The 26,287-nt window shown below is 41.9% G+C and carries 21 protein-coding genes; 19 read left to right on the top strand and 2 right to left on the bottom strand.

The genetic code is table 11. From position 1 onward, the window contains the following. The first annotated feature begins 116 nt into the window (after positions 1–116). The 12 genes from IAE45_RS01575 (at position 117) to IAE45_RS01520 (ending at position 12,990) form a co-directional block, all read left to right on the top strand. Positions 117–764, top strand: coding sequence for a hypothetical protein (locus tag IAE45_RS01575; RefSeq protein ID WP_200124649.1), 648 nt, complete (start codon positions 117–119; stop codon positions 762–764). A gap of 440 nt (positions 765–1,204) precedes the next feature. Then, positions 1,205–2,395: a radical SAM family heme chaperone HemW gene (hemW, locus tag IAE45_RS01570; RefSeq protein WP_081118617.1), complete on the top strand. Its 1,191-nt coding sequence runs from the start codon at positions 1,205–1,207 to the stop codon at positions 2,393–2,395. A 182-nt stretch (positions 2,396–2,577) separates the two neighbouring features. Further along, the gene (gene hrcA, locus IAE45_RS01565; RefSeq protein ID WP_005225934.1) at positions 2,578–3,621 is read left to right on the top strand and encodes a heat-inducible transcriptional repressor HrcA; all 1,044 of its coding nucleotides are present in this window, start codon (positions 2,578–2,580) and stop codon (positions 3,619–3,621) included. Between the two features lie 38 nt (positions 3,622–3,659). Next, positions 3,660–4,247 (top strand): nucleotide exchange factor GrpE, encoded by a 588-nt coding sequence (grpE, locus tag IAE45_RS01560; protein ID WP_077454424.1) that lies wholly within the window; start codon positions 3,660–3,662, stop codon positions 4,245–4,247. A 52-nt stretch (positions 4,248–4,299) separates the two neighbouring features. Next, a complete protein-coding gene (gene dnaK / locus IAE45_RS01555) occupies positions 4,300–6,129 on the top strand; it encodes a molecular chaperone DnaK (RefSeq protein WP_005225936.1) in 1,830 nt (609 codons plus the stop codon). Between the two features lie 126 nt (positions 6,130–6,255). Further along, positions 6,256–7,425: a molecular chaperone DnaJ gene (dnaJ, locus tag IAE45_RS01550; protein ID WP_005235650.1), complete on the top strand. Its 1,170-nt coding sequence runs from the start codon at positions 6,256–6,258 to the stop codon at positions 7,423–7,425. 187 nt (positions 7,426–7,612) lie between these two features. Continuing rightward, positions 7,613–8,713, top strand: a complete 1,101-nt coding sequence (locus IAE45_RS01545; RefSeq protein WP_077454423.1) for a glycerol dehydrogenase — start codon at positions 7,613–7,615, stop codon at positions 8,711–8,713. Between the two features lie 402 nt (positions 8,714–9,115). Beyond that, positions 9,116–10,081 (top strand): PLP-dependent cysteine synthase family protein, encoded by a 966-nt coding sequence (locus IAE45_RS01540; protein WP_077454422.1) that lies wholly within the window; start codon positions 9,116–9,118, stop codon positions 10,079–10,081. After that, the gene (locus IAE45_RS01535) at positions 10,071–11,216 is read left to right on the top strand and encodes a cystathionine gamma-synthase (RefSeq protein WP_200124647.1); all 1,146 of its coding nucleotides are present in this window, start codon (positions 10,071–10,073) and stop codon (positions 11,214–11,216) included. Before IAE45_RS01540 ends, IAE45_RS01535 begins: the two co-directional genes overlap by 11 nt. Positions 11,217–11,218: 2 nt before the next feature. Continuing rightward, positions 11,219–11,863, top strand: coding sequence for a class I SAM-dependent DNA methyltransferase (locus IAE45_RS01530; RefSeq protein ID WP_077454420.1), 645 nt, complete (start codon positions 11,219–11,221; stop codon positions 11,861–11,863). A 12-nt stretch (positions 11,864–11,875) separates the two neighbouring features. Beyond that, entirely contained in the window at positions 11,876–12,331 is a 456-nt protein-coding gene (locus IAE45_RS01525) for an S-ribosylhomocysteine lyase (RefSeq protein ID WP_008382180.1), read from the top strand. Positions 12,332–12,750: 419 nt separating this feature from the next. Beyond that, positions 12,751–12,990: a hypothetical protein gene (locus IAE45_RS01520; protein ID WP_140964833.1), complete on the top strand. Its 240-nt coding sequence runs from the start codon at positions 12,751–12,753 to the stop codon at positions 12,988–12,990. A gap of 50 nt (positions 12,991–13,040) precedes the next feature. Here IAE45_RS01520 and IAE45_RS01515 read toward each other — a convergent pair whose 3' ends face one another. Then, positions 13,041–13,778: an amino acid ABC transporter ATP-binding protein gene (locus tag IAE45_RS01515; RefSeq protein ID WP_077454419.1), complete on the bottom strand. Its 738-nt coding sequence runs from the start codon at positions 13,776–13,778 to the stop codon at positions 13,041–13,043. Position 13,779: 1 nt separating this feature from the next. Continuing rightward, the gene (locus IAE45_RS01510; protein WP_077454418.1) at positions 13,780–15,933 is read right to left on the bottom strand and encodes an amino acid ABC transporter substrate-binding protein/permease; all 2,154 of its coding nucleotides are present in this window, start codon (positions 15,931–15,933) and stop codon (positions 13,780–13,782) included. 270 nt (positions 15,934–16,203) lie between these two features. Between IAE45_RS01510 and uvrB the strand changes: the two genes are divergently transcribed. The 7 genes from uvrB (at position 16,204) to whiA (ending at position 26,257) form a co-directional block, all read left to right on the top strand. After that, the gene (gene uvrB, locus IAE45_RS01505; RefSeq protein ID WP_077454417.1) at positions 16,204–18,195 is read left to right on the top strand and encodes an excinuclease ABC subunit UvrB; all 1,992 of its coding nucleotides are present in this window, start codon (positions 16,204–16,206) and stop codon (positions 18,193–18,195) included. 13 nt (positions 18,196–18,208) lie between these two features. Continuing rightward, a complete protein-coding gene (gene uvrA / locus IAE45_RS01500) occupies positions 18,209–21,025 on the top strand; it encodes an excinuclease ABC subunit UvrA (RefSeq protein WP_077454416.1) in 2,817 nt (938 codons plus the stop codon). 308 nt (positions 21,026–21,333) lie between these two features. After that, positions 21,334–22,587, top strand: coding sequence for a carboxylate--amine ligase (locus IAE45_RS01495; RefSeq protein WP_200124645.1), 1,254 nt, complete (start codon positions 21,334–21,336; stop codon positions 22,585–22,587). Positions 22,588–22,590: 3 nt separating this feature from the next. Beyond that, positions 22,591–23,301 (top strand): amino acid racemase, encoded by a 711-nt coding sequence (locus IAE45_RS01490; protein WP_200124643.1) that lies wholly within the window; start codon positions 22,591–22,593, stop codon positions 23,299–23,301. Positions 23,302–23,414: 113 nt separating this feature from the next. Then, the gene (rapZ, locus tag IAE45_RS01485; protein WP_077454413.1) at positions 23,415–24,305 is read left to right on the top strand and encodes an RNase adapter RapZ; all 891 of its coding nucleotides are present in this window, start codon (positions 23,415–23,417) and stop codon (positions 24,303–24,305) included. Further along, entirely contained in the window at positions 24,302–25,303 is a 1,002-nt protein-coding gene (locus tag IAE45_RS01480; protein ID WP_077454412.1) for a gluconeogenesis factor YvcK family protein, read from the top strand. Before rapZ ends, IAE45_RS01480 begins: the two co-directional genes overlap by 4 nt. Positions 25,304–25,321: 18 nt before the next feature. Continuing rightward, positions 25,322–26,257, top strand: coding sequence for a DNA-binding protein WhiA (whiA, locus tag IAE45_RS01475; protein ID WP_005235679.1), 936 nt, complete (start codon positions 25,322–25,324; stop codon positions 26,255–26,257). The last annotated feature ends 30 nt before the right edge of the window (positions 26,258–26,287 follow it).

Genomic DNA, 26,287 nt, shown 5'->3' with positions numbered 1-26,287 from the left:
ATAAAACGTTTTCTTGTTTGATACAAATCTGACGCTGAAACTTTTTCGGTAAATTGACTTTCAAAGGGATCTTTGATACAGTAGCAGCAACCTCAAGCTGGAAAGATGTGGTAAGAATGGATTTTGTAAAAGAAGATTTTGCCTACTATCGGCGCTCTTTTGAATTGATGTATCGTAGTTATTTCCGTAGAAGAATGCTTGCTCTTGGCGTGGCGATTTTGATTATCTTAGGTTACCTATTTTTGTTACAAGAAAGTTTGCTTTTAAATATCATTTTGTTGGTTATTTTGCTAGGGATGATGGCATGGTTAGTTTCACTTTATCAGCGAGCGAGTGAGGTCGTACTTGCTTTCGAAGAAGAAAATCAGGTGCCGAAAATTTATCAACTGACAGAATTCGAGGATCATTATGCATTCCACATGAAGGATGGAACAACGATGCGCGTGAAGAAAAACGGCAATCGCAACTTTCCTTCCAATAATAAGCAGTACACGCTGATGGCAGGGTATAAGAAAGTGTTTTTTGTGCAACAACCCCTAATGATCTTTTATTATGATCTCTTAGAGATGAAGTATGATGAAGCGTATCGATTAAAGCGAAATCGCCAAAATGGGTTCAGTCGTTGGTCCCGGTATTTCAGTTTTCGCTCCTTTAAAGGATCTATCGGAAATGTTTTTCAATTTTTGCTAGGAAATATTTTTTTCTTATTTATCGCCTATCGGTTGATCCGTTACTTGATCGACATCTTGCTTCATGTTTTTTAATCGATCAAGCGTCCTTACATTCCTCACTGTTTTCATAGACTGATGAAAAAGATGATAGGACTTAATTTTTAAATCAAGGTATACTAGAGTCAGATAAGGCAAGCGATTGTCTTTCAAGAAGAGAGCTACTCTTATTCAGTAAGCCGCCGACAACAGCTTATCTTTTGTGGCGCTAACAATTTGGGGGAAGTGTTAGTTCTTGTAGCAGACCGTAATTTTTCTGTTTGCCATAAGAACAAAAACGGTAGTTTACCGTACTTAATAGGAGTAGTCCTCTTGGTTTTTTCTATGATTGTTCTGAAACATCACTTTCTTGAAGTGGTGTTTTTTTGCTTATTGCTATTTCAAGTGATAGGAGAATTCACAGATCTGTGCTACAATAAGTGCCGATACTCTCAGCAATGCGAGTGAAAAAGAAGATAGAGGAGAATCACTTAGTAATGCTTGAAGGTCAAACAATAAATGATCCATCTACAAAAAGCGCAGGAAATATTTCCGCGTATCTACATATACCTTTCTGTGAACATATTTGCTACTACTGTGACTTCAACAAAGTGTTTTTAGAAGGCCAGCCAGTAGATGAATACATCGAAGCACTGTTGAAGGAAATTGAGTTGACTCTTTTCCACCAGCCAGTCAGCGAAGCGGAAACGATTTACATTGGCGGTGGGACGCCAACGTCGCTTTCGGCAAGCCAGCTGGATCGATTGCTGTCAGGCGTACACGAATTATTGCCGACTCACACAACGAAAGAGTTTACAGTGGAAGCAAATCCTGGTGATTTGAGCGAAGACAAAATGCTGGTGTTGAAAAACCACCAAGTCAATCGATTGTCTATGGGGGTCCAGACCTTTGATAATCGCTTGCTAAAAAAAATTGGTCGCAAGCATACTGCTGAAGATGTTTATTCAACCATCCAACTGCTAGAAAAACATGATTTTCAGAATGTGACGATCGATTTGATTTATGCACTTCCGGGACAAAGCATTGAAAGCTTCCGTGATACGCTGACGCGAGCGATTGATCTCGGGTTGCCTCATTATGCCATGTATTCCTTAATCTTAGAAAACAAAACCATGTTTATGAACTGGGTTCGCCAAGGAAGAATGGCGTTGCCTTCTCAAGAAGCGGAAACACAGATGTTTGACGAAGCAATCGCCGCGATGAACAAAGCTGGCTTGACCCAATATGAAATCAGTAATTTTGCCCGACCAGGGTATGAGTCCTTGCACAATCTAGTGTATTGGAACAATGAACATTATTTTGGCTTTGGGGCAGGCGCTAGTGGTTATCTTGGACAGTCTCGCTACAAGAATAAAGGACCGATCCAGCATTATTTGAAACCATTGCAGGAAAATCAGTTGCCAATCCACGAAATCGAAGAATTGACAACCAGCAATCAAATGGAAGAGGAACTTTTTTTAGGCCTCCGTAAAAAGGCTGGCATTTCAAAAATACGCTTTGCAGAAAAATTCGGGAAGTCTTTTCAGGAAATCTATGGTTCAACTAGCGAACAGTTGATTCAAAAAGGCTGGTTGGCTAGTCAAGGTGATCGTGTCTTTTTAACGAAATCTGGGATGTTCATTGGCAACGAAGTGTTTGAAGCATTTCTCTTGGATGGAGAAAAATAAGAAAGAACAAGGAAGAGAAGTAGCCATTTCGCGCTGCTTCTTTTTTGCTTTCTTTTTTTAGCACTCTCTTAGAAAGAGTGCTAAAAAAGTGATGCAAATACTTGACATTCCTAGCAAATATGGTATATTTATAATCGTGTTAGCACTTAATAGGAATGAGTGCTAACGGAGGAGTGGATAAAATGTTGACACCTAGACAACAAATGATTTTACACCTCATCATCCAAAACTATACGAATACTGGTCAGCCCACGGGCTCGAAGCGATTGATGGAAGATGGGGTTGAAGCTAGCTCTGCCACCATTCGTAATGAGATGAAGGCGCTGGAAGAAGCTGGACTTCTATTAAAGACACATTCATCTTCAGGGCGTGTGCCATCAATAAAAGGGTATCGCTATTACGTTGATCACTTATTGAAGCCATCTGAAGTTGACCAAAACGAAATTCAAACCATTCGTCATTCTTTTGGAAAAGATTTTCATGAAATCAATGAAATCATCCAGCAGTCTGCCACGATCTTGTCCAACTTGACTAGCTATACAGCGTTGTCTCTCGGGCCAGATATGAAGGAAAGGAAATTGACGGGCTTTCGAATCGTCCCTTTGAATGCACGACAGATCATCGCGATCATCGTGACGGATAAAGGGAATGTCGAAAATCAAGTCTTTACCCTTCCTGAATCGATGAGTAGCGAAGATTTGGAAAAAATGGTAAGGATCATCAACGACAAATTGATCGGTGAACCTCTAATGACGGTCTACCATCGATTAAGAACCGAGATTCCGATGATTCTGCATAAGTATTTTCAAACGACTGACGGAATCGTTGATCTCTTTGATACGATGCTGAGCCATATTTTTGAAGAAAAAATCTTCGTCGGCGGGCGAATGAATCTTCTGGATTTTGAACCGACGCAAGATGTTAGTCAGTTCAAATCGATGTATTCATTTATGAAAAACGCAGATCAGCTGACACAGCTGCTGGCGCCAAGAGATTCTGCGATTCAAATCAGAATCGGCTCTGAGCTTGGCAATGACTTGTTACAAAATATGAGTTTGATCCAAGCCAGCTATGAAATCGAAGGTCATGGACAAGGAACGATCGCTTTATTAGGTCCATCAAGTATGCCGTATTCACGGATGTTTGGACTGATGGAAGTTTTTCGAGGCGAGTTAGCAAAAAAATTGGCCGATTATTATCGCGCATTAGACGCTGCCAATGAATAAGCGGCAATGAAACAAATCGTAGAAGGGATGGTTGAAACGTGACGGAAAAAGAAGAGCGTTTAGATGAAGAATTAGCTAAAACTGCTGAAGAAACCGCAGAAACACCTGAATCTTCAAATGAATCAACTGAAACTGAAGCACAGACTCCTCAACCAGAGGAAGAAGCAGTGGAAAAAAGCGAATTGGAACTTTTGCAAGAAAAGAATAACGAATTGGAAGATCAATTCCTGCGTGCTCGTGCAGAGATCGCAAATATCACTTCACGTAACCGCAATGAGCGGGAACTTTTACAAAAATACCGCTCGCAAGATCTTGGCAAAAAACTGTTGCCAGCAATCGACAATTTGGAACGAGCGATGGCAGCAGATGTCGATCAAGACCAAGCGGCGAATTTGAAAAAAGGCGTTGAAATGGTTCTTGAAAGTCTGCGTCAAGCCTTAAAAGAAGAGGGAATCGAAGAGATTCCTGCTGAAGGTGCAATGTTCGATCCGAACTTGCATCAAGCGGTGCAGACTGTACCTGCCTCTGATGAAACACCGGCAGACACAATCGTTACTGTCTTGCAAAAAGGGTATAAATTGCATGATCGTGTCTTGCGTGCAAGCATGGTCATCGTTGCACAATAGTTCTTTCTATCTATAAGTAGATGTTTAAATTAAAAAAGGGAGTGTATTACTTATGAGTAAAATTATCGGTATCGACTTAGGAACAACAAACTCAGCTGTTGCTGTCCTTGAAGGCGGCGAAGCAAAAATCATTACGAATCCAGAAGGAAACCGTACCACACCTTCTGTTGTTTCATTCAAAAATGGTGAGATCCAAGTAGGGGAAGTTGCAAAACGCCAAGCAGTGACAAACCCGAATACGATTTCTTCTATTAAACGCCATATGGGTGAAGCAGGATACAAAGTAGAAGTTGAAGGCAAATCTTATACACCACAAGAAGTTTCCGCAATGGTTCTTCAATACATCAAAGGATTTGCTGAAGACTATTTAGGTGAAAAAGTTGAAAAAGCAGTCATCACTGTTCCTGCATACTTCAACGATGCACAACGTCAAGCAACTAAAGATGCTGGTAAAATTGCCGGGCTTGAAGTAGAACGAATCGTCAATGAACCAACTGCCGCAGCTTTAGCTTATGGGTTAGATAAAACAGATAAAGATGAAAAAATCCTAGTCTTTGACTTAGGTGGCGGTACTTTCGACGTATCGATCCTTGAATTAGGCGATGGCGTCTTTGACGTATTGTCAACTGCTGGGGACAACAACCTAGGTGGGGATGACTTTGATAACAAAATCATCGATCACATGGTAGCAGAATTCAAAAAAGAAAACGGCATTGATCTTGGAAAAGACAAAATGGCTTTGCAACGTTTGAAAGATGCTGCTGAAAAAGCGAAAAAAGACTTGTCAGGTGTAACAAGTACCCAAATCAGCTTACCGTTTATCACAGCTGGTGATGCTGGTCCATTGCACTTGGAAATGACCTTGACTCGTGCGAAATTTGATGAATTAACAGCAGACTTAGTAGAACGTACAAAAATTCCAGTACGCCAAGCTTTGAAAGATGCTGGCTTATCACAATCAGAAATCGATGAAGTGATCTTAGTTGGTGGTTCAACTCGTATTCCGGCAGTAGTTGATGCTGTACGTAAAGAAACCAATAAAGAACCAAACAAATCAGTAAACCCAGATGAAGTGGTAGCGATGGGTGCTGCGATCCAAGGTGGCGTGATCACTGGGGATGTGAAAGATGTTGTCTTACTAGACGTTACACCATTATCATTAGGTATCGAAACGATGGGTGCTGTCTTCACAAAACTGATCGATCGTAACACAACGATCCCTACAAGTAAATCACAAGTCTTCTCAACTGCAGCAGACAATCAACCTGCCGTTGATATCCATGTCTTGCAAGGGGAACGTCCAATGGCTGCTGACAACAAAACATTAGGAAGATTCCAATTGACGGATATTCCACCAGCACCTCGTGGCATCCCTCAAATCGAAGTAACATTTGATATCGATAAAAATGGGATCGTCAATGTTTCTGCAAAAGATTTAGGTACACAAAAAGAACAAAAAATCACGATCAAATCATCTTCAGGTCTATCAGATGAAGAAATCGAACGCATGGTAAAAGATGCTGAAGCAAACGCTGAAGCCGACAAACAGCGCAAAGAAGAAGTTGATCTACGCAATGACGTCGATGCATTGTTGTTCACTGTTGATAAAACATTGAAAGAGCTTGAAGGCAAAGTGGATGCAGACGAAGTCAAAAAAGCGGAAGAAGCTCGTGATGAGTTGAAAGCTGCACTTGAAGCAAACAACTTAGAAGAAATGAAAACCAAACGTGATGCTTTGAATGAAATCGTACAAAACTTAACCGTTAAATTATACGAACAAGCAGCACAACAACAAGCACAAGAAAATCCAGAAGCTGCACAAGGCGGCGCAGACGATGTGGTTGACGCCGACTTTGAAGAAGTAGACGGTGACGATAAATAATCGCTGTTTGTGAAAAAGCCAAAGTCACCACTTTGGCTTTTTCTTATGAATTTGCGAAACGTATTTTTCTAGAGCGAATTATATGCTAAAATACGAGAGACGCAAGAATAGAGTGGAGGGAAGCCAATGGCAGACAAAAGAGATTATTATGAGGTCTTAGGTCTACAAAAAGGGGCTTCGGATGACGAAATCAAAAAAGCTTATCGTAAGCTTTCAAAACAATATCATCCAGACATCAATAAAGAACCTGATGCAGAAGCAAAGTTTAAAGAGATTTCTGAGGCCTATGAAATATTAAGTGATTCCCAAAAAAGAGCTGCTTATGACCAGTATGGGCATGCTGGTACCGATCCGAACTACGGAGGCGGTTATGGCGGTGGATTCGGCGGCTTTAACAGTGGTGGATTCTCCGGTGGCGGTTTTGGTGGATTTGAAGACATTTTCGAATCATTTTTCGGTGGTGGAGGCGGCAGAGCAGCCAATCCTAATGCACCTCGACAAGGAGCGGACTTGCAATATGCGGTCGATCTTTCCTTTGAAGAAGCGATTTTCGGAGTGGAAAAAACTGTTCAATACAACCGTGAAGAAACCTGTCATACCTGCGGCGGGAATGGGGCAAAACCAGGTACTTCACCAGAAACCTGTCATAAATGTCATGGTGCAGGTACTATCAATGTTGAACGTCAAACACCACTTGGTCGTGTGATGAGCCGTCAAACTTGTGATGTTTGTCATGGAACTGGGAAAGAAATCAAGGAACCATGTACAACCTGTCATGGTACTGGTCATGAAAAGAAAAAACATAATGTAAAAGTCAACGTACCAGCAGGTGTCGAAGATGGACAACAAATGCGTTTATCTGGCCAGGGAGAAGCTGGGACCAACGGTGGTCCTTATGGGGACCTATACGTTGTTTTCCGTGTGGAAGAAAGTGATATTTTTGATCGTGACGGTTCTGAGATTTATTACGAGCTACCGCTGAACTTTGTCCAAGCTGCTTTAGGTGACGAAGTCAATGTACCAACGGTTCACGGGAATGTGAAATTAAAAATCCCAGCTGGTACCCAAACAGGCACAAACTTCCGCTTACGCGGTAAAGGAGCCCCTCGCTTACGGGGAGGCGGCAATGGCGATCAACAAGTTAAAGTAAAGCTGATCACACCGAAGAACTTAAATGAGGAACAAAAAGAGGCATTGCGGGCTTATGCAAAAGCCAGTGGACATGAAACCACCGAACAACAACCAGAAGGATTTTTTGATAAAATGAAAGATGCTTTTGGTGGGAAAAAGAAATAACAAGTCAATAATCCAATTCATGCCCTGATAAAACCATCCGTTTTATCAGGGCATGAGTGGTTGAAAGAATATAAATGTGCAGTATGGACGAGAATCGAATCTTCTTGTCCATCTTTTTTTCTTTTCCTTTGAAATCGCTTGCTTAGTATGTCACAATGAAAGTAGACCAATTAAAGGAGGAGATACAATGGAAAGAATATTTGCGAGTCCGTCACGATACGTTCAAGGAAAAGGTGTATTGAAAGATGGTTTATCCCACATTAAAGATCTAGGGAAGAAAGTGCTGCTTTTGACCGATGAAACAGTTTGGAAAATTGCCGGTGAAGACTTATTTGATAATCTCAAAGCAGCTGATTTAGATCCGGTAAAAGAAATTTTTGGTGGAGAAGCTTCTGCAAATGAAATCGATCGTATCGTCTCTAAAGCCAAAAGCGAATCCATTGAAGTGATTGCTGCATTAGGTGGCGGGAAAGCCATCGATACTGGGAAAGCTGTTGCAGATGAATTAAACATACCGATTGCCGTTTTGCCAACGATCGCTTCTACTGATGCACCAACTTCGGCACTTTCTGTTATTTATACAGATGAAGGTCGCTTTGAAAAGTATCGTTTTTATCACAAAAATCCTGAACTTGTCTTAGTGGATACAGCCGTTATTGCGAAAGCGCCTGCCAAGTTATTGGCAGCGGGTATTGCGGATGCACTCGCAACCTATGTCGAGGCACGCGCCGTTGCCCGAAGCCATAGTCAGAATATGGTTGGCGGCATTCAACCAATTGCCGGCATGGCGATCGCTGAAAAATGCGAAGAGATCCTTTTTGAGAATGCCTTAAAAGCCTATCAAGCAAATAAAAAACAAGTCGTTACCGAAGCGTTTGAACAAATCGTGGAAGCCAACACTCTGTTAAGTGGTTTAGGTTTTGAAAGTGCTGGTCTGGCAGCAGCTCATGCGATCCATAATGGCTTGACAGCCCTTGAAGGAGACGTCCATGATTTGACTCATGGAGAGAAAGTTGCTTACGGGACACTTACACAATTGATGCTGGAAAACGCGGATCCTGATGAAATTGACCAATATATTGAGTTGTATCAGGCGTTGGAATTACCAACGACATTAGCTGAAATGCATCTTGCGGATGTCAGTGATGCAGACCTTATGAAAGTCGGCAAACAAGCAACCATCGAAGGGGAGACGATCCACAATATGCCGTTCACGGTATCTGCAGAAGATGTTGTAGCCGCGATCAAAGCCGTGGATGCCTATGTGACCGCTTATTATCCTCTATGATGTTATTTTATAAACGTTCATTGATCGATACTTGTTGATTAAAAAAAACGTTTGACAATGAAAAAGAGTCGTGCTATTTTGTTAACAAGCAAATTAAAGGAGGGAACAAGACATGACGAACTTCAACACACAAACTACATGTTGTTGTTGTATGGTGCAAAAAGCAGCATACCCATTTGTCATGCCTATTATTAGTTCCTTTGTCGCAGCAGATCGCTGAGTTTTTTAGTGATTCGCTTCTATCCGGATAAGACGACATTTTTGGGGTACTGATGTAATAGTCAGTACCCCTTTTTGTTTGCTATTTTTACCGCTTTCATTGGCGACGGCTGGTGATTGCAAACGAAAATGAGTACATGAAGCATACGAGTTGTACCAAAAACTTGAGCGAGGAGTCGAGCGATGATCGTTAATAATATAAAAGCATTGATTGGGCAAACCCCATTCTTTGAATTTGATGCCGCAGCATTTGGTGGCAAAAAGGGAAGTACCATCTATGCAAAACTTGAGTATTTAAACCCTGGCGGAAGTATCAAGGACCGGTTAGGAAAATATTTGATCGATGAAGCGTTTCGTGAGCATGTGATCGATCATGAGACAACCGTTATCGAACCGACAGCGGGAAATACTGGAATTGGTTTGGCTTTAGCTGGGATCGAGTATGGCTTAAAAATGATTTTTGTCATTCCTGAAAAATTCAGCCTTGAAAAGCAGCAATTGATTGAAGCATTAGGCGGGACCATCGTTCATACGCCCACTGAAGCAGGCATTCAAGGGGCGATTGAAAAAGCAAAGGAACTAGCAAAACAGCTGCCAAATAGTTTTATGCCAATGCAATTTCACAATCAAAACAACCCTGCAGCCTACCAAGCAACCTTAGGCCCAGAGATCTTTCAGGAGCTATCTGGAAAGATTGATAGCTTTGTTGCCGGCGCTGGTAGCGGGGGAACCTTCGCAGGTGTCGCAACATACTTAAAGAAACAAAAATCTAGTACTCGTCTTGCTGTTGTTGAACCAGAAGGATCAATCTTGAATGGCGGTCCCGCCCACGGCCATGAGATTGAAGGGATCGGTGTTGAGTTCATTCCACAATTTTTTGACGATTTACGTATTGATCAAATTTATACGATCAGTGATGCGGAAGGCTTTGCCTTTACTCGTTACTTGGCAAAAAACTATGGTCTGCTTATTGGGAGTTCAAGTGGAGCCGCCATGGCAGCAGCCGTCAAAGAAAGTTTTGTTTTGCCAACGGGCAGCTCGATCGTCACAGTTTTTCCCGATGGTGGCGACCGCTATCTATCAAAACATATTTATGCTGGCGAATCCACAATTACACCATTTACAGGAGGAGAATACAATGCACTTTAATACAAAAGTAATCCACGGTGGTATCAGTGAAGACGAAACGACTGGGGCGGTCAGTGTGCCGATCTATCAAACATCAACTTACAAGCAAAACGCACTTGGTCAGCCAAAGCAATATGAATACAGTCGTTCAGGCAATCCAACTCGTTTTGCCGTAGAAGAATTGATTGCGGATCTTGAAGAAGGCGCCCAAGGGTTTGCTTTTGCCTCTGGATTAGCGGCCACCCATGCGGTCTTCTCGCTGTTTCAGACAGGAGATCACGTCATTTTAGGGGATGATGTGTATGGCGGGACGTTTCGTTTGCTTCATCAAGTATTAGAAAAAAGCGGGTTGACTTATTCGCTAGTCAAAACCGATGATTTAGCTGCTATTGAAGCAGCAATTCTTCCTGAGACCAAAGCGATTTTTCTAGAAACACCGACGAACCCATTATTGAAGATTACGGACATCGCAATCGTTGCCCAACTAGCTAAAAAACAGGACATTTTGACGATCGTGGATAATACCTTTGCGACGCCATATTTTCAAAAGCCGCTGCAATTAGGCGCAGATATTGTGATTCACAGCGCTACCAAGTATCTCGGTGGACACAGTGATGTAGTAGCTGGGTTAGCGGTTGCCAAAGAGCCACAAATCGCCAAAAGAATTGCTTTTTTACAAAACGCCATTGGTGGTGTATTGGGGCCTCATGATAGCTGGTTGATCCAACGAAGCATCAAAACACTTGCTTTGCGGATGGAAGCACATCAAAACAACGCGATGAAAATTGCCCACTACTTACAAGCACATCCAGCTGTCGCAAAGGTTTATTATCCAGGATTGATTGACCATGAAGGACATGAAATCGCCAAATCACAGATGTCTGGCTATAGCGGTATGATATCTTTTGAACTAACCGATGAAACGAAAACAGCCGGCTTTGTTGAAGCATTAAAGATTTTTACTTTAGCAGAAAGTTTAGGTGGCGTGGAAAGTTTGGTAGAAGTGCCAGCCGTGATGACCCATGCCTCAATCCCTAAAGAAATTCGCCAGCAATCTGGGATCAAAGATGGCTTGATTCGATTGTCGGTCGGCATCGAAGACAGTGAGGATCTACAGGCAGATTTAGAGCAAGCGTTTGAAAAGGCAGGTAACTAGTGATGGGGAGAGAGTTTATTCCAATTTTTTCAGACTGGGCAGCTGAGTACGATGAAACAGTTGCAGGTAAGGATGAAGAATATCGAGCAGTTTTTTTAAAATATGAACAGTTACTAGCAGAAATTGCTGAAAAGGCAGGGCGGTCTGTGGTAGAATTTGGTAGTGGAACTGGAAATCTAACACAAGCTCTACTTGATCAAGGAAAAAATGTGCTGGCGATCGAGCCATCGCCAGAGATGCGGCGGATCGCCAAATCAAAACCCAGTCTTTCTAAAGTGACTTTTGTTGATGGTGATATGGAGGTTTTTCCTGAGATCACGGATGCGATTGATACGATCGTTTCTACCTATGTTTTTCATCATCTTACGGAGGACGAAAAACAACGGGTGATCGGCAAGTATGCGGCGATGCTGCCAAAAGGCGGGAAAGTGCTTTTCGGTGATACGATGTTTCTTTCTTTAGCCCGCAAAATGGAACTAATCGACGAAGCGCGTCAAGCTGGTCACCAGCGACTAGCCGCTGATCTGGAACGGGAGTACTATCCAGTTACTGCGGATATCGAACGGTACTTTCGCCAACATGGGTTTACCAGTCGTTTTAAGCAAATCAATGAGTATGTTTGGCTTGTGGAAGCACAAAGAGAGTAGGAGAGAAGTACAATGAAAATGAACGTTGAAAGCTTTAATTTGGATCATACGAAAGTCAAAGCACCTTATGTACGGGTTGCCGATAAAAAACAAGGAACGAATGATACCATTATCAAATATGATGTCCGTTTGAAGCAGCCGAACCAAGCGCATATGGATATGGCAAGTCTGCATTCTTTAGAACATTTGACGGCAGAATTGATTCGTAATCATGCAGATTATATCGTGGATTGGTCACCAATGGGCTGCCAAACCGGCTTTTATTTGACTGTCTTGAATCATGACGATTATGAAGAGATTTTGACAGTCCTTGAAAAAACCATGAAGGATGTTTTGCAAGCAACTGAAGTACCTGCCAGCAATGAAGTGCAATGCGGTTGGGCGGCGAACCATACCTTAGAAGGTGCGCAAAAATTAGCGCAAGAATTTCTTGATGAACGTGACAATTGGTCGACCGTTTTTGCCTAAACGAAAAAGATCATAGAAAAAAGTGCCTGTGTTTGTATTCACGGGCACTTTTTTTGTTGGCTAAGCAATAAGAAGAGGATTCAATATTTGGGGTTCTTCAAAGTGATAAGCTGCATTTTTGTTATCTTTTTGTAAGGCTTATTAGTTTTGGGGTGAACGTTGGTAAATAAGTGTAATATGTCGCTTCTGATCTGCTCACTGGATTTCAAATATTATTTGATAGTTTCAATAAATTATGAGCTGCAGCTTACGCGGGTGAAAAGGAAATGTTATAATAGATTTAACTATTCAATAAAAATATGCTGTATCAACGGTGAATCCTAGAGGCTCTTCTCAGGTCGATAGGAAGTAGCACGCGGTTTGCCAAGAATGTATATAAGCAATTCTTTTTTAATAAAGAAGGAGAGGAGGACAAGAAGATGAGCATCTTAAAGCAATGGCAAGCAAAACATCAAGCGAAAAAAGAAGCGAAAAAACAAGCGTTACGTTTAAAAAATGCGAGGCTTCGTGCGCAAGGAAAAGAGCCATTGAAAGGTTGGGGAAAGATGGTTGATACCGGCATCGGTGGGGCAAACAAAGCAAACCCGATCGATACAAAAGTATTTTTAGGTGAAAATCAAAAACGGATCTCAGAAGAAACAAAAAGAAAAAATCAATGAAAAAAGACCTCTGCAACAGTCCGAGAAAAGAACTGTTCCAGAGGGTTTTTTTAGATATTCAATACTTTGTCTAAGAAATCTTTCGTACGATCGTGCTTAGGGTTGGTAAAAATTTGCTCAGGTGTGCCGTCTTCTAAGAAATTACCGCCATCAATAAACATCACGCGGTTCGCTACTTCTTTGGCAAAGCCCATCTCATGAGTGACGATCACCATGGTCATTCCTTGTTTTGCCAAATCCTTCATAACATTTAGTACATCCCCAACCATTTCGGGATCGAGTGCGGAGGTTGGTTCATCGAACAGCATCACATCGGGATTCATCGCTAAAGCTCTCGCGATCGCCACCCGTTGTTTTTGTCCTCCAGATAGATTGTCAGGGTACATGTCTTTTTTATCAGCCAGACCTACCGTCTCTAATAAACGAATCGCGTTTTGTTCCGCTTCTTGCCGAGAAGCATTTTTTAGATCCATCGGGGCTAGAATGATGTTTTCTAAAACTGACAAGTGCGGGAAGAGATTGAAATGCTGAAACACCATGCCGATATGTTGTCGTACAGCATTGATGTTGGTGTTCTTATCCATCAGATGCGCGCCATCAATGATGATATCACCGCTGGTTGGTTCTTCTAAGCGGTTCAAACAGCGTAAGAACGTCGATTTTCCAGATCCTGAAGGACCAATCACACAAACAACTTCTCCTTCAGCGATTGAAACATTGATATTGTTCAATACGGTATTGTCTCCGTATTTTTTCACAAGGTTTTCAACTAATATTTTTTCTTTCATGCTATTTCACCTTCTTTTCTAAAACTTTTGCAAGTTTCGTTAAAGCTGTGATCACGACTAAGTAAATAATCGCGATGATCAAGTAAACATAGGTACTTTGCGTGGTCCGAGCAACGATGATTTTCCCGGTTTGCAATAATTCTACGACTCCGATAACCGAGATGATCGTTGTATCTTTCAACGAGATAACGAATTGGTTAACGAAAGATGGAATCATGATTTTGATCGCTTGCGGTAAAATGATTTTCTGCATCGTCCGAGTGTAGGTCATCCCCAAACTTCGAGAAGCTTCCATCTGACCTTTTGGCACCGCATTGATCCCGCCACGAACGATCTCAGCGATATAAGCACTGGCATTTAAGGTCAATGTAATGACCCCGGCTGCAAAGTCCGGAATTGTGATACCAATCGCATCGGAAAGACCGAAGAAGATGAAGAAAGCCAATACCATCATCGGGATACCACGAATGATATCTACATAGATTCCTGCAAAAACCCGTAAAGCTTTGATTGGTGCGACACTAAATAGTCCAAAAATGATCCCGATCACTAATGCTAAAGCAAATGAAATCAAGGCTAGTAAAAGGGTATTCCATAATCCTTTTAATAAGACGTTATAGTTGTTGCTGATCAAACCAGTGATCGTTGATTCATCTACTCGTTTTTCTGTGGCAGAACCATCTTCAATGTATTTGTTGATGATTTGATCGTACTCCCCAGTACGTTTCATTTCTTTCAATGCTTCATTAAACATTTGGATCAATTCAGGATTTTGGCCTTTTTTCACCGCAAATCCGTACTGACCGCCAGATTCCTTTTCAATCGGTGTCATCAGTTTTTGTCCTTGGCTGATGGCATAACCAATCACTGGATAATCATCCATCATGGCATCAATTTGCCCACCGTTAACAGCCGCATATAATTGATCGGCGGCATCATAATATTTGATGGAATAGCCATATTTCTCTTCGTTGGCGATCAAGAAGTCTGCACTTTCTGTCCCAACTTTCGCACCGACGGTTTTCCCATCTAAATCTTCATAGGATTTGATGGAATCATTGCCTTCTTTTACAGCAATCTGAATACCACTTTCAAAGTAAGAATCAGAAAAGTCATAGGATTGACGACGCTCATCAGTGATTGTCATCCCAGCGATCATCCCATCTGCTTGGTTACCGTCCAACGCTTGCAAAGCTCCTGAAAAACCGATGAAATTGAATTCAATGTTGAACCCTTGCAATTCTGCAGCCCGATTCATTAAATCAACATCGATTCCCACATATTCGTTGTCTTCGTTTTGAAACTCGAATGGGGCAAAAGCGGAATCACTGGCAATGCGGTAAACATCTTTCTTTGGTTCGACTTTCACCATTTCGCTAGTGTCTGCATCTGAATCAGACGTTGTGATGTAAGTATTGACGATTTCATCGTATTTGCCGGAAGCTTTCATATTGGCTAAACCAGCATTGAATTTTTCAAGTAGCTCTTGATTTTGGCCTTTTCTGACAGCGAATCCGTAAGAAGCACCTTTTTCAGGTTCGCCGACAAGTTTCATCGGTTCGCCATTGTTAATAGCATAGCCAAGCACTGGATAATCATCAAAAGCGGCTGCCACAGTACCATTGCGTACAGCGCCATATAGTCCAGTAGCGTCATCATATAATTTGATGTCGTAGCCATATTGGTCTTTATTGCTTTCTAGAAAGCGGGCACTTTCGGTACCAACCTTTGCACCGACCGTTTCGCCCTCAAGATCTTCATAGCTAGTAATGCTGTCATTATCTGCAGCTACAGCCATTTGGATCCCGCTATCAAAATAAGGGTCAGAGAAATCAAAGGTTTCTTTACGTTCCTCTGTAATACTCATCCCAGCGATCATGCCATCTAGCTGATTTGATTGCACTCCTTGAATGGAGGCGTCAAAACCTAAAGGACGTAAATCGACTGCGAAACCTTGATCTTCAGCGATCGCGTTTAATAAATCTATATCGATCCCAACATATTCATTATTTTCATTTTGAAATTCGAAAGGCGCAAATGTTAAATCTGTTCCTATCTTATACGTAGTTTCCTCCGCATTCGCTGACTTTACCGAAAAAGTAAAAAAGCTGATGATCAGCGCGATTATAGCGAAGGTCATGTGTTTTCTTTTCAAGAAAATTCCTCCTTTAGATATAACGTATCTATAAATTATATGGATTTTTTCTTCAACACACAAGTCTTTCTCTTTAAAAATATGACAAATTCCTTCAAACCTCACATTGGATGTTAGAAAAACGAACATGTTAAGTTATGCTAAATCGCATGAAACTTTCATAGCAAATGATGGCGAAAGTATGTTCGCTATGATATACTTATTTATGGAAAAGCGACAGCGAGTTTTTCTTTTTTTGTTGTCGTTTAGAATAATCGAGGGGGAATGAAGATGATCGAAAGAACAACTTCCCATGAATTTGACTTAGTATCAAAATATCAACCAGCAGGTGATCAGCCGGAAGCGATTCGTCAGTTGGTTGACGGGGTGGTCGGTGGAAAAAAAGCACAGATTTTGTTGGGAGCCACTGGTACTGGTAAGACTTATACGATTTCTAATCTAATCAAGGAAGTCAATAAACCGACATTGATCATTGCCCATAATAAGACATTGGCTGGACAATTATATGGCGAGTTCAAAGACTTTTTTCCAAATAATGCGGTCGAGTACTTTGTCAGTTACTATGATTACTATCAACCAGAAGCGTATGTTCCTTCCAGTGATACATACATTGAAAAAGACTCCAGTGTTAATGATGAAATCGACAAGCTACGGCATTCGGCAACCAGTTCTTTATTAGAAAGAAACGATGTGATCGTTGTAGCGTCCGTCTCCTGTATTTTCGGTTTAGGTTCGCCGATTGAGTATGCGAGACAAGTTGTTTCTTTACGAGTAGGGATGGAAAAGTCTCGAGACCAACTATTAAAAGAATTGATCGAGATCCAATTTGAGCGAAACGACATCGATTTTCAACGGGGACGTTTTCGCGTGCGTGGCGATGTTGTGGAGATTTTTCCAGCTTCTCGTGACGAGCGAGCATTACGCATTGAGTTTTTTGGGGATGAAATTGATCGGATCCGTGAAGTCGATGCCTTGACGGGTGAGATCATGAGTGACACCGAACATGTGTCGATCTTTCCGGCAACCCACTTTGTGACCAATGAAGACCATATGGAACATGCGATCGCCTCGATTCAAAGTGAGCTGGATTCCCGACTGGAAGTCTTGCGAGCGGAAAATAAGCTGCTAGAAGCACAGCGTTTAGAGCAGCGAACCAATTATGATATTGAAATGATGCGGGAAATGGGGTACACCTCAGGGATCGAAAACTACTCTCGCCACATGGATGGACGAAAAGAAGGGGAACCGCCCTATACGTTATTGGATTTCTTCCCAGATGATTTTCTATTAGTAATCGACGAATCACACGTAACGATGCCGCAAGTTCGTGGGATGTATAACGGTGACCGGGCGAGAAAACAAATGCTAGTGGACTACGGTTTCCGCTTGCCTTCTGCGCTGGATAACCGTCCGTTGCGTTTGGAAGAATTCGAGAAACATGTCAATCAAATCGTCTATGTTTCGGCCACGCCTGGTCCTTATGAGTACGATCAAACCGATACCGTCGTTCAACAAATCATTCGTCCAACTGGTCTGTTAGATCCGGTGATCGAAGTACGACCTATTATGGGTCAAATCGATGATCTCGTGGGAGAAATTAATGAGCGCGTTGAGCGAAACGAACGGGTCTTTGTAACGACCTTGACGAAAAAAATGTCAGAAGATTTGACGGATTACTTCAAAGAATTAGGAATCAAAGTCAAGTATTTACACAGTGATATCAAAACGTTGGAACGAACAGAAATCATTCGCGATCTACGTCTCGGTGAATTTGATGTACTAGTGGGGATCAACTTGCTACGGGAAGGTCTTGACGTACCGGAAGTTTCTCTGGTTGCGATTCTTGATGCCGATAAAGAAGGTTTCCTACGAAGCGAACGTTCATTAGTCCAAACTATTGGACGGGCAGCTCGTAACTCAGAAGGAAAAGTAATCATGTACGCCGATAAAATGACGGATTCGATGCAGCGAGCAATCGATGAAACAGCCAGACGCCGTGGTATTCAAGAAGCGTACAATAAAGAACATGGGATCGTACCGAAAACTATTATCAAAGAGATTCGCGATCTGATTGCGATCACGAAAGTGGCGGAAGAGACCGGTGAATACACTACGACATCTTATGAAGAACTAAGTCGTGAAGAAAAAGCAACCTTGTTGCTGAAATTAGAAAAAGAAATGAAAGATGCTGCAAAAGCATTGGATTTTGAAACGGCTGCTACCTTAAGAGATACTATTCTTGAGCTGAAGGCTGCTGATTAGAAGGAGAAACAATATGGCAAATGATAAAATTGTGATCCATGGGGCACGGGCCCATAATTTAAAAAATATCGATGTGACGATTCCCAGAGACCAGCTCGTGGTTGTAACTGGTCTTTCGGGATCAGGGAAAAGCTCCTTAGCATTTGATACATTGTATGCCGAAGGACAGCGCCGATATGTCGAAAGTCTATCGGCGTATGCCCGTCAGTTTTTAGGGCAAATGGATAAACCCGACGTAGATAGCATTGATGGACTTAGTCCAGCGATTTCTATCGATCAAAAAACCACCAGCAAGAACCCGCGATCAACAGTAGGAACGGTTACTGAAATCAATGATTATCTGCGGCTTCTTTACGCCAGAATCGGTCACCCGATTTGTCCCAATGATCATATTGAGATTACTAGTCAGTCGGTTGAGCAGATGGTGGATGAAGTTTTGGCATTACCAGAACGCACCAAGATCCAATTGTTGGCACCGATCGTTTATCAAAAGAAAGGGCAGCACAAAAAAGTCTTCGAACGTATCCAAAGAGAAGGTTATGTTCGGATGCGGGTGGATGGCGAAGTCTATGATGTCTCCGAAGCGCCTGAATTAGAAAAAAATAAAAAGCATGATATTGCCATCATCATTGACCGAATCGTTGTAAAGGAAGGCATCCGTTCTCGTCTGTTTGATTCCTTTGAAGCAGCATTACGTTTAGCGGATGGCTATGCGGTAGTCGATGTGATTGGTCAAGAAGAGATGCTTTTCAGTGAACATTATTCTTGTCCGTATTGTGGCTTTACAGTTGGTGAATTAGAACCACGGCTCTTTTCATTCAATGCGCCTTTTGGTGCTTGTCCAGACTGTGATGGTCTTGGTGTGAAACTCGAAGTCGATGTAGACTTAGTGATTCCCGATCAAACCAAAACCTTACGTGAAGGTGCCATATTGCCATGGAACCCAATCAGTTCTCAATATTATCCGCAAATGCTAGAACAGGCTTGCCAAGAATTCAATATCGATATGGACACACCCTTTGAAGAACTACCAGAAGAACACAAAGACATTATTTTAAATGGTTCGAATGGAGAAATTTTCCATTTCCATTATGAGAATGATTTTGGTGGGGTACGTGATGTTGAGGTCGCTTTTGAAGGGATCTTACCAAATATCAAACGCCGTTATCATGAAACCAATTCTGATTTTACCCGGGATCAAATGCGTCTGTACATGACGGAATTGACTTGTAAAACTTGTCATGGCTATCGTTTGAACCCTCAAGCGCTGTGCGTGCAAGTCAACGGGAAGCACATTGGTGAAATGAGTGAGATGGCCATCAACAATGCCTTGAACTTTGTCGAAGAATTGAAACTAACGGAACAAGAGCAAATGATCGCACGTCCCATTGTGAAAGAAGTCGATGATCGTTTAAGCTTCTTAAAAAATGTCGGATTGGACTATTTGACCTTGAGCCGTGCGTCAGGCACGCTCTCTGGTGGCGAAGCGCAACGGATTCGTTTGGCAACACAAATCGGCTCCAATTTGTCTGGAGTACTTTACATTCTTGATGAGCCATCGATCGGTCTTCACCAACGAGACAACGATCGCTTGCTCGATTCATTACGGAAAATGCGTGATCTTGGGAATACCCTGATTGTCGTTGAGCATGATGAAGACACGATGCGGGCAGCGGACTACTTGATTGATGTTGGTCCAGGTGCGGGACACGCAGGCGGTGAGATCGTGGCTGCCGGTACTCCAGATGAAGTTGCAGCCAATGCGTCTTCTTTAACAGGCCAATACTTATCTGGAAAACGACAAATCCCAACACCGGCAGAACGCCGCAAAGGCAATGGTGAAAAGATTCGTGTGACCGGTGCTTCTGAGAATAACTTGAAAAACATTTCAGTCGATTTTCCACTAGGAAAGTTCGTCGCAGTTACAGGGGTCTCTGGCTCTGGTAAATCAACATTAGTCAATGAAATTTTGAAAAAAGCGTTAGCGCAAAAAATCAATCGGAATTCGAACAAACCTGGTCGCTTTAAAACCATTACTGGTTATGAAGCTATCGAGAAATTGATCGATATCGATCAAAGCCCTATCGGTCGGACACCTCGAAGCAATCCGGCAACATATACCAGTGTCTTTGATGACATTCGTGATTTATTTGCTAAAACCAATGAGGCGAAAGTCCGTGGTTATAAAAAAGGCCGCTTTAGTTTTAATGTAAAAGGTGGACGCTGTGAAGCATGTAAAGGGGACGGAATTATCAAGATCGAGATGCACTTCTTACCTGATGTCTACGTACCTTGTGAGGTTTGTCATGGCAAACGTTATAACTCAGAAACCTTAGAAGTTCATTACAAAGGAAAAAATATTTCTGAGATCTTAGATATGACCGTGGAAGATGCAGTGGAATTTTTCCAACATATTCCAAAAATCCATCGGAAATTGCAAACGATCGTTGATGTCGGTTTAGGTTATGTCACTATGGGACAACCAGCTACTACCTTGTCTGGTGGGGAAGCGCAACGGATGAAACTTGCAAGTGAGCTGCACAAAAATTCCAATGGCAAGAGTTTTTATATTTTAGATGAGCCGACAACAGGTCTGCATACGGATGATATTGCCCGTTTGTTGAAAGTTTTGGAACGGTTTGTTGACGCAGGCAATACTGTTTTAGTGATCGAACACAACTTGGATGTCATCAAATCAGCGGATCATGTGATTGACCTAGGTCCAGAAGGTGGCGAAGGCGGTGGAACGATCATTGCAACTGGTACACCAGAAGAAATTGCTGCCGTTCCAGAAAGCTATACCGGTCATTATTTGAAAAAAGTCCTATGATCAAGAGGGAAAGCTTCCACTTTTTTACTTATCTGTCAATAGGTTTCGCTAAAGTTTAAGGAAGCCTGAAATATCTGTAAATTTCATGATAAAGGCTTGAAATCAAAAATTTATTTGATAGAATAGCAATAGGTATACGTATATTCGCATTGAATAAACTGCCTATAAGTTCTATCCGTTCAAAGTGGGAGAAAGCAATCAAAGATAGATACTTTGATTGCTTTTTTCTTTGTGGTATGATAATGCTATTGTAATTAAACGAAACGAGAGCGGTCGTTTTTCGTATTCAAAAGAGAGAGTGATTTTTGATGAGTCAGGAAAATTTTCTTCCCATATTATTAGGAAGCGATATGAATGTTTATGGTATGGCCAGAGCATTCCACGAAGCTTATGGCATTCAATCAGTTGCCTATGCTGGTGCGGAACTTGCGCCAACCCGCTTTAGTAAAATTGTAAAAATCAATCAAGTGGAAGGTTTTGACCATGATCCCGGATTCACTGAGACGCTAATCGAGTTAGGGAAAAACACTTACAACGATCCTACAATGAAGTATTTGTTGATTCCTTGCGGCGATGGCTATGCGGAACTGTTGGCAAAACACAAAGAAGAATTGCAACCTTATTATACCTTTATCGCCAATGATTATTCCTTATTAAAACGGTTGATCAATAAAGTAAGTTTTTACGAAGTTTGCGAGGAGTATGGTTTGCCTTATCCAAAGACGTTCATTTTAACGCCTGAACTGTTGACGGAAGGAACGTTTAAAGGAGAGTTGTCGTTTGATTTTCCTGTAGCCTTGAAACCTGCAAATAGTGTCGCGTGGCTTTCGGTTGATTTTGAAGGTCGCAAAAAAGCTTTCATCATTGATGATCGAGCAGAATTTGAAGAAATCGTTTCTCGCATTTATCAAGCGGGGTATCAATATGAAATGATCGTCCAAGATTTTATCCCTGGTGACGACAGCAACATGCGGGTTTTAAATGCGTATGTTGATGAGAATCATGAAGTTCGCGTGATGGGCTTAGGTCATCCGTTACTAGAAGACCCAACCCCAGGTGCTGTTGGGAACTATGTCGTGATTATTCCAGACGAAAATGAGCAAATTTATCAAATGATCCGCAAGTTTCTAAAAGAGATCGAATATGTTGGATTTGCCAATTTTGACTTGAAATATGATGCACGAGACGGGCAATACAAATTATTTGAAATCAACTTGCGTCAAGGAAGAAGCAGTTTCTTTATTACCTTAAGCGGATTGAATCTGGCGAAGTTTATCACAGAAGATTTAGTCTTCGATAAACCTTACACAGAAACGGTTTATGGCAAAGCTGACGCGCCAGAAGCGAAATTATGGTTAGGTGTACCAAAAAACATCTTCTTGACCTATGCAAAAGAAAATCCTGCGAAAGAACGGGCAAAAAAATTATTAGCAGAAGATCGTTGGGGAACGACTGTTTTTTACAAAGAAGACTTATCTTTAAAGCGTTGGATTCTATTAAAGAGAATGTTCCATCTGTACAACAAACGATTCAAAACGTATTTCCATACGAAAGAAGGCTAGAAGATGGAGAATTTTTTTAGTATTTTAGGCGGCATGGGAACGTTAGCGACGGAAAGTTTTGTTCGCATCTTAAACCGACGGACGCAGACCCATAAAGACCAAGACTATTTGAACTATGTTTTATTCAATCATGCGACAGTTCCAGATCGGACCGCGTATATTTTAGATAATACGTTAGAAAATCCGGTTCCTTATTTAATGGATGATATCGAAAAGCAAAATCTATTAAAACCCAATTTTATTGTACTGACTTGTAACACGGCTCATTATTTCTTTGATGATTTACAAGCAGCCACTGAGATTGAGATATTGCATATGCCTCGGGAGGCGGCGAAAGTCGTTTTTGAAAAAGGCGTTACTGGCAAAGTGGCTTTTCTTGGGACAGAAGGCAGCGTCAAAGCCGGCATCTATGAGAAAGAACTGCGCCAGTTGGGACTTGATGTCTATCTGCCAGAGCCAGCGATCCAAAAAAAGGTCAATACATTGATCTATGATCGAATCAAAGAAAATGATCATCTTGATCAAGGGCTTTACTTTGAGATATTGGAAGAAGTCACCGAACGCATCGGCTGTGAAAGCGTAGTGCTTGGATGTACCGAGTTGTCCTTGATGGATGAGTTTGTGACTGACAATCCTTATCCAGTCGTGGATGCTCAATCCATATTGGTTGATCGGACGATCGAAAAAGCATTGGCAGATCGCCAAGCAATCTAAAGCTGATAGCGACGTTAGCGGCATCTTTTGAGCTAACGTCTTTTTTTATGCCGGTGTTCCAATGATACGCCCGGCATGATATAATAGAGTTGTTTCAGAAAGGAGTTTTACCTATGACTGAAGTGGATCATTTAGAATTGGTTATTATTACTGGGATGAGCGGAGCCGGCAAAACGGTCGCTATCCAGAGTTTTGAAGATATGGGGTACTTTTGTATCGACAATATGCCCCCAAGCTTGATTCCTAAATTTTGGGAACTGATCAAAGAATCAGGGAAAGTGACAAAAATTGCCTTAGTTGTCGATTTGCGCTCTAGATCGTTTTTTGAAGAAATCCAGAGTATGCTGATCGATATTGAAAATACGAATTTTATCGACACCCGGATGCTCTTTTTAGATGCATCGGACAATGAACTGGTATCAAGATACAAAGAAACGAGAAGAGCTCATCCTTTAGCGATGGATGGCTTAATTACGGAAGGGATCCGCAAAGAGCGTGCGATCTTGGATGATTTGAAGACTCGTGCCAGTATCGTTATCGACACAACGACGTTAACTCCACGGCAACTGAGAGAAAAAATCAATCAAGAGTTTCGGGCTTCCCATGAGACGGGTTTTCGTGTTGAGATCGTATCTTTTGGGTTTAAGTACGGTTTGCCGATCGATGCTGATATCGTTATGGATGTGCGTTTCTTACCAAATCCTCATTACATTCCTGAGTTGCGTCCTTTAACTGGTAAAGATGAGCCGGTTTATGACTACGTTATGTCTTTTCCGGAAACGGAAGAATTCTATCAGCAATTTACTACGCTGTTGCAAACCATCTTGCCAGGGTATGTCAAGGAAGGAAAAAGCAGCTTGACGGTTGCCATTGGTTGTACCGGTGGGCAACACCGATCGGTTGCTTTATCGGAGCGAATCGGGGCAACTTTGTCTGAAGACTATCGTGTAAATATTACCCATCGTGACAAAGATAAGCGTAAAGAGACGGTGAATCGCTCATGAAAATGAAAACATACCGGATCAGAAAGCCGAAGATCGTTGTGGTGGGTGGCGGAACTGGGTTACCAGTCATTTTAAAAAGTTTACGAAACCAAGGTGTTGACATCACAGCGATCGTTACGGTCGCTGATGATGGTGGCAGCAGCGGCGAAATCCGCAATTTGGTCTCATCGATTTCACCTCCGGGGGATCTGCGCAATGTTTTGGCGGCTCTATCTGATATGCCGCAACTGTATAACGATATTTTTCAATATCGTTTTAAAGCAGAAGACAAATTTTTAGCCAATCATGCCCTTGGGAACTTGATTATTGCGGCGATTGCCGAAATGCGCAACAGCACCTACGAAGCCATTCAGATTTTATCGAAAATCATGCATATCGACGGACGGGTTTTTCCTTCCTCTGATCTGCCGTTAGTCTTACATGCAGTGTTTAAAGACGGCACTGAAGCTGTAGGCGAGTCCAAGATAGCGGTCGATCGCAAAACAATCGATCGAGTCTTTGTTCGTAATCAAGAAAATAATGATGAGCCGAAAGCAGCTCGTAAAGTTGTTTCTTCAATTATGGAGGCAGATATGATCGTCTTGGGTCCTGGTAGTCTCTTTACTAGTATTTTGCCCAATCTCATGATCAGCGAGATTGGCCAAGCAATGTTGGAAACCCAAGCGGAAACCGTTTATATTTGTAATATTATGACCCAAAAAGGTGAAACCGAACACTTTAGTGATGCCGACCATGTGCGGGTCCTGCATAAGCATTTAGGCAAACCCTTTATTGATACGGTGTTAGTTAATACCGAGAAAGTTCCAGAAGGGTATATGGACCCAGAGATTTATGATGAATATCTTGTACAAGTGAAACACGATTTCCAAGGACTGCGAGAAGAAGCCAGCCGTGTCATTTCAGCTGACTTTCTGGAGCTTAGAGATGGCGGAGTTTTTCATGACGGAGATAAAGTGATTGAAGAACTTCTACGTATCGTTTACGGGGCCAAAATCTAAGAAAGGAGGGATTTTTTTATGTCCTTTGCAGCAGAAGTGAAAAAAGAATTGACTGCATTAGAAGTTCATCGCGAACATGCCAAGGCAGAATTGGCAGCTTTGATTCGGATGAATGGGTCATTAAGTATCAACAACCAGCAATTTGTTTTAAACGTTCAAACAGAAAACGCGGCGATTGCCAGACGCATCTATTCTTTACTAAAAGATCATTACGACGTGCGCAGCGAATTGCTGGTCCGTCGCAAAATGAAATTAAAAAAGAATAACGTCTACATCGTTCGTTTGAAGCAAGAGACAAAGCGCGTGCTTTTGGACTTAGATATCATGGACGGGCTGATGTTTCAAAGCCATGTTTCTGATGAGATCATGGGCAATACTCAAAAAATGCGTTCCTATTTACGAGGAGCTTTTATGGCATCTGGATCGATCAATAATCCAGAAACCAGCCGCTATCACTTAGAGATCTATTCCATCTACGAGGAGCATAACCAAGATATTTGCGATATGCTAAACGCATATGGATTGAATGCCCGTGCATTAGAGCGTAGAAACGGGTATATCTCTTACTTGAAAGGCGCTGAGAAAATCGCTGATTTTTTGACCCTGATCGGTGCCACCAATTCCATGTTGAAATTTGAGGACGTGCGGATCGTGCGTGATATGCGTAACTCAGTCAACCGCTTGGTGAATTGTGAAACCGCCAATATGAACAAAACGATCGACGCTGCTTCGAAGCAGATCGACAATATTGAATTTATTCAAGATCGAGTTGGCTTGCAAGCTTTACCTGAAAAGCTGCAAGAAATCGCCGAATTACGACTGGAACATCCCGAGGTCAGCTTGAAAGAACTAGGAGAAATGATTCCATCAGGAGCGATCTCGAAATCAGGGATCAATCATCGTATTCGCAAAATCAATGAATTTGCGGATCATTTGCGTGAACAAGTGAGTTAATCTAAGTAGTGAATGAAATCAAAAAAGCAG

The organism is Enterococcus sp. S53 (assembly GCF_016516865.1).
Classification (GTDB): domain Bacteria; phylum Bacillota; class Bacilli; order Lactobacillales; family Enterococcaceae; genus Enterococcus_D; species Enterococcus_D innesii.
This window is presented reverse-complemented; position numbering and strand designations above follow the sequence as displayed.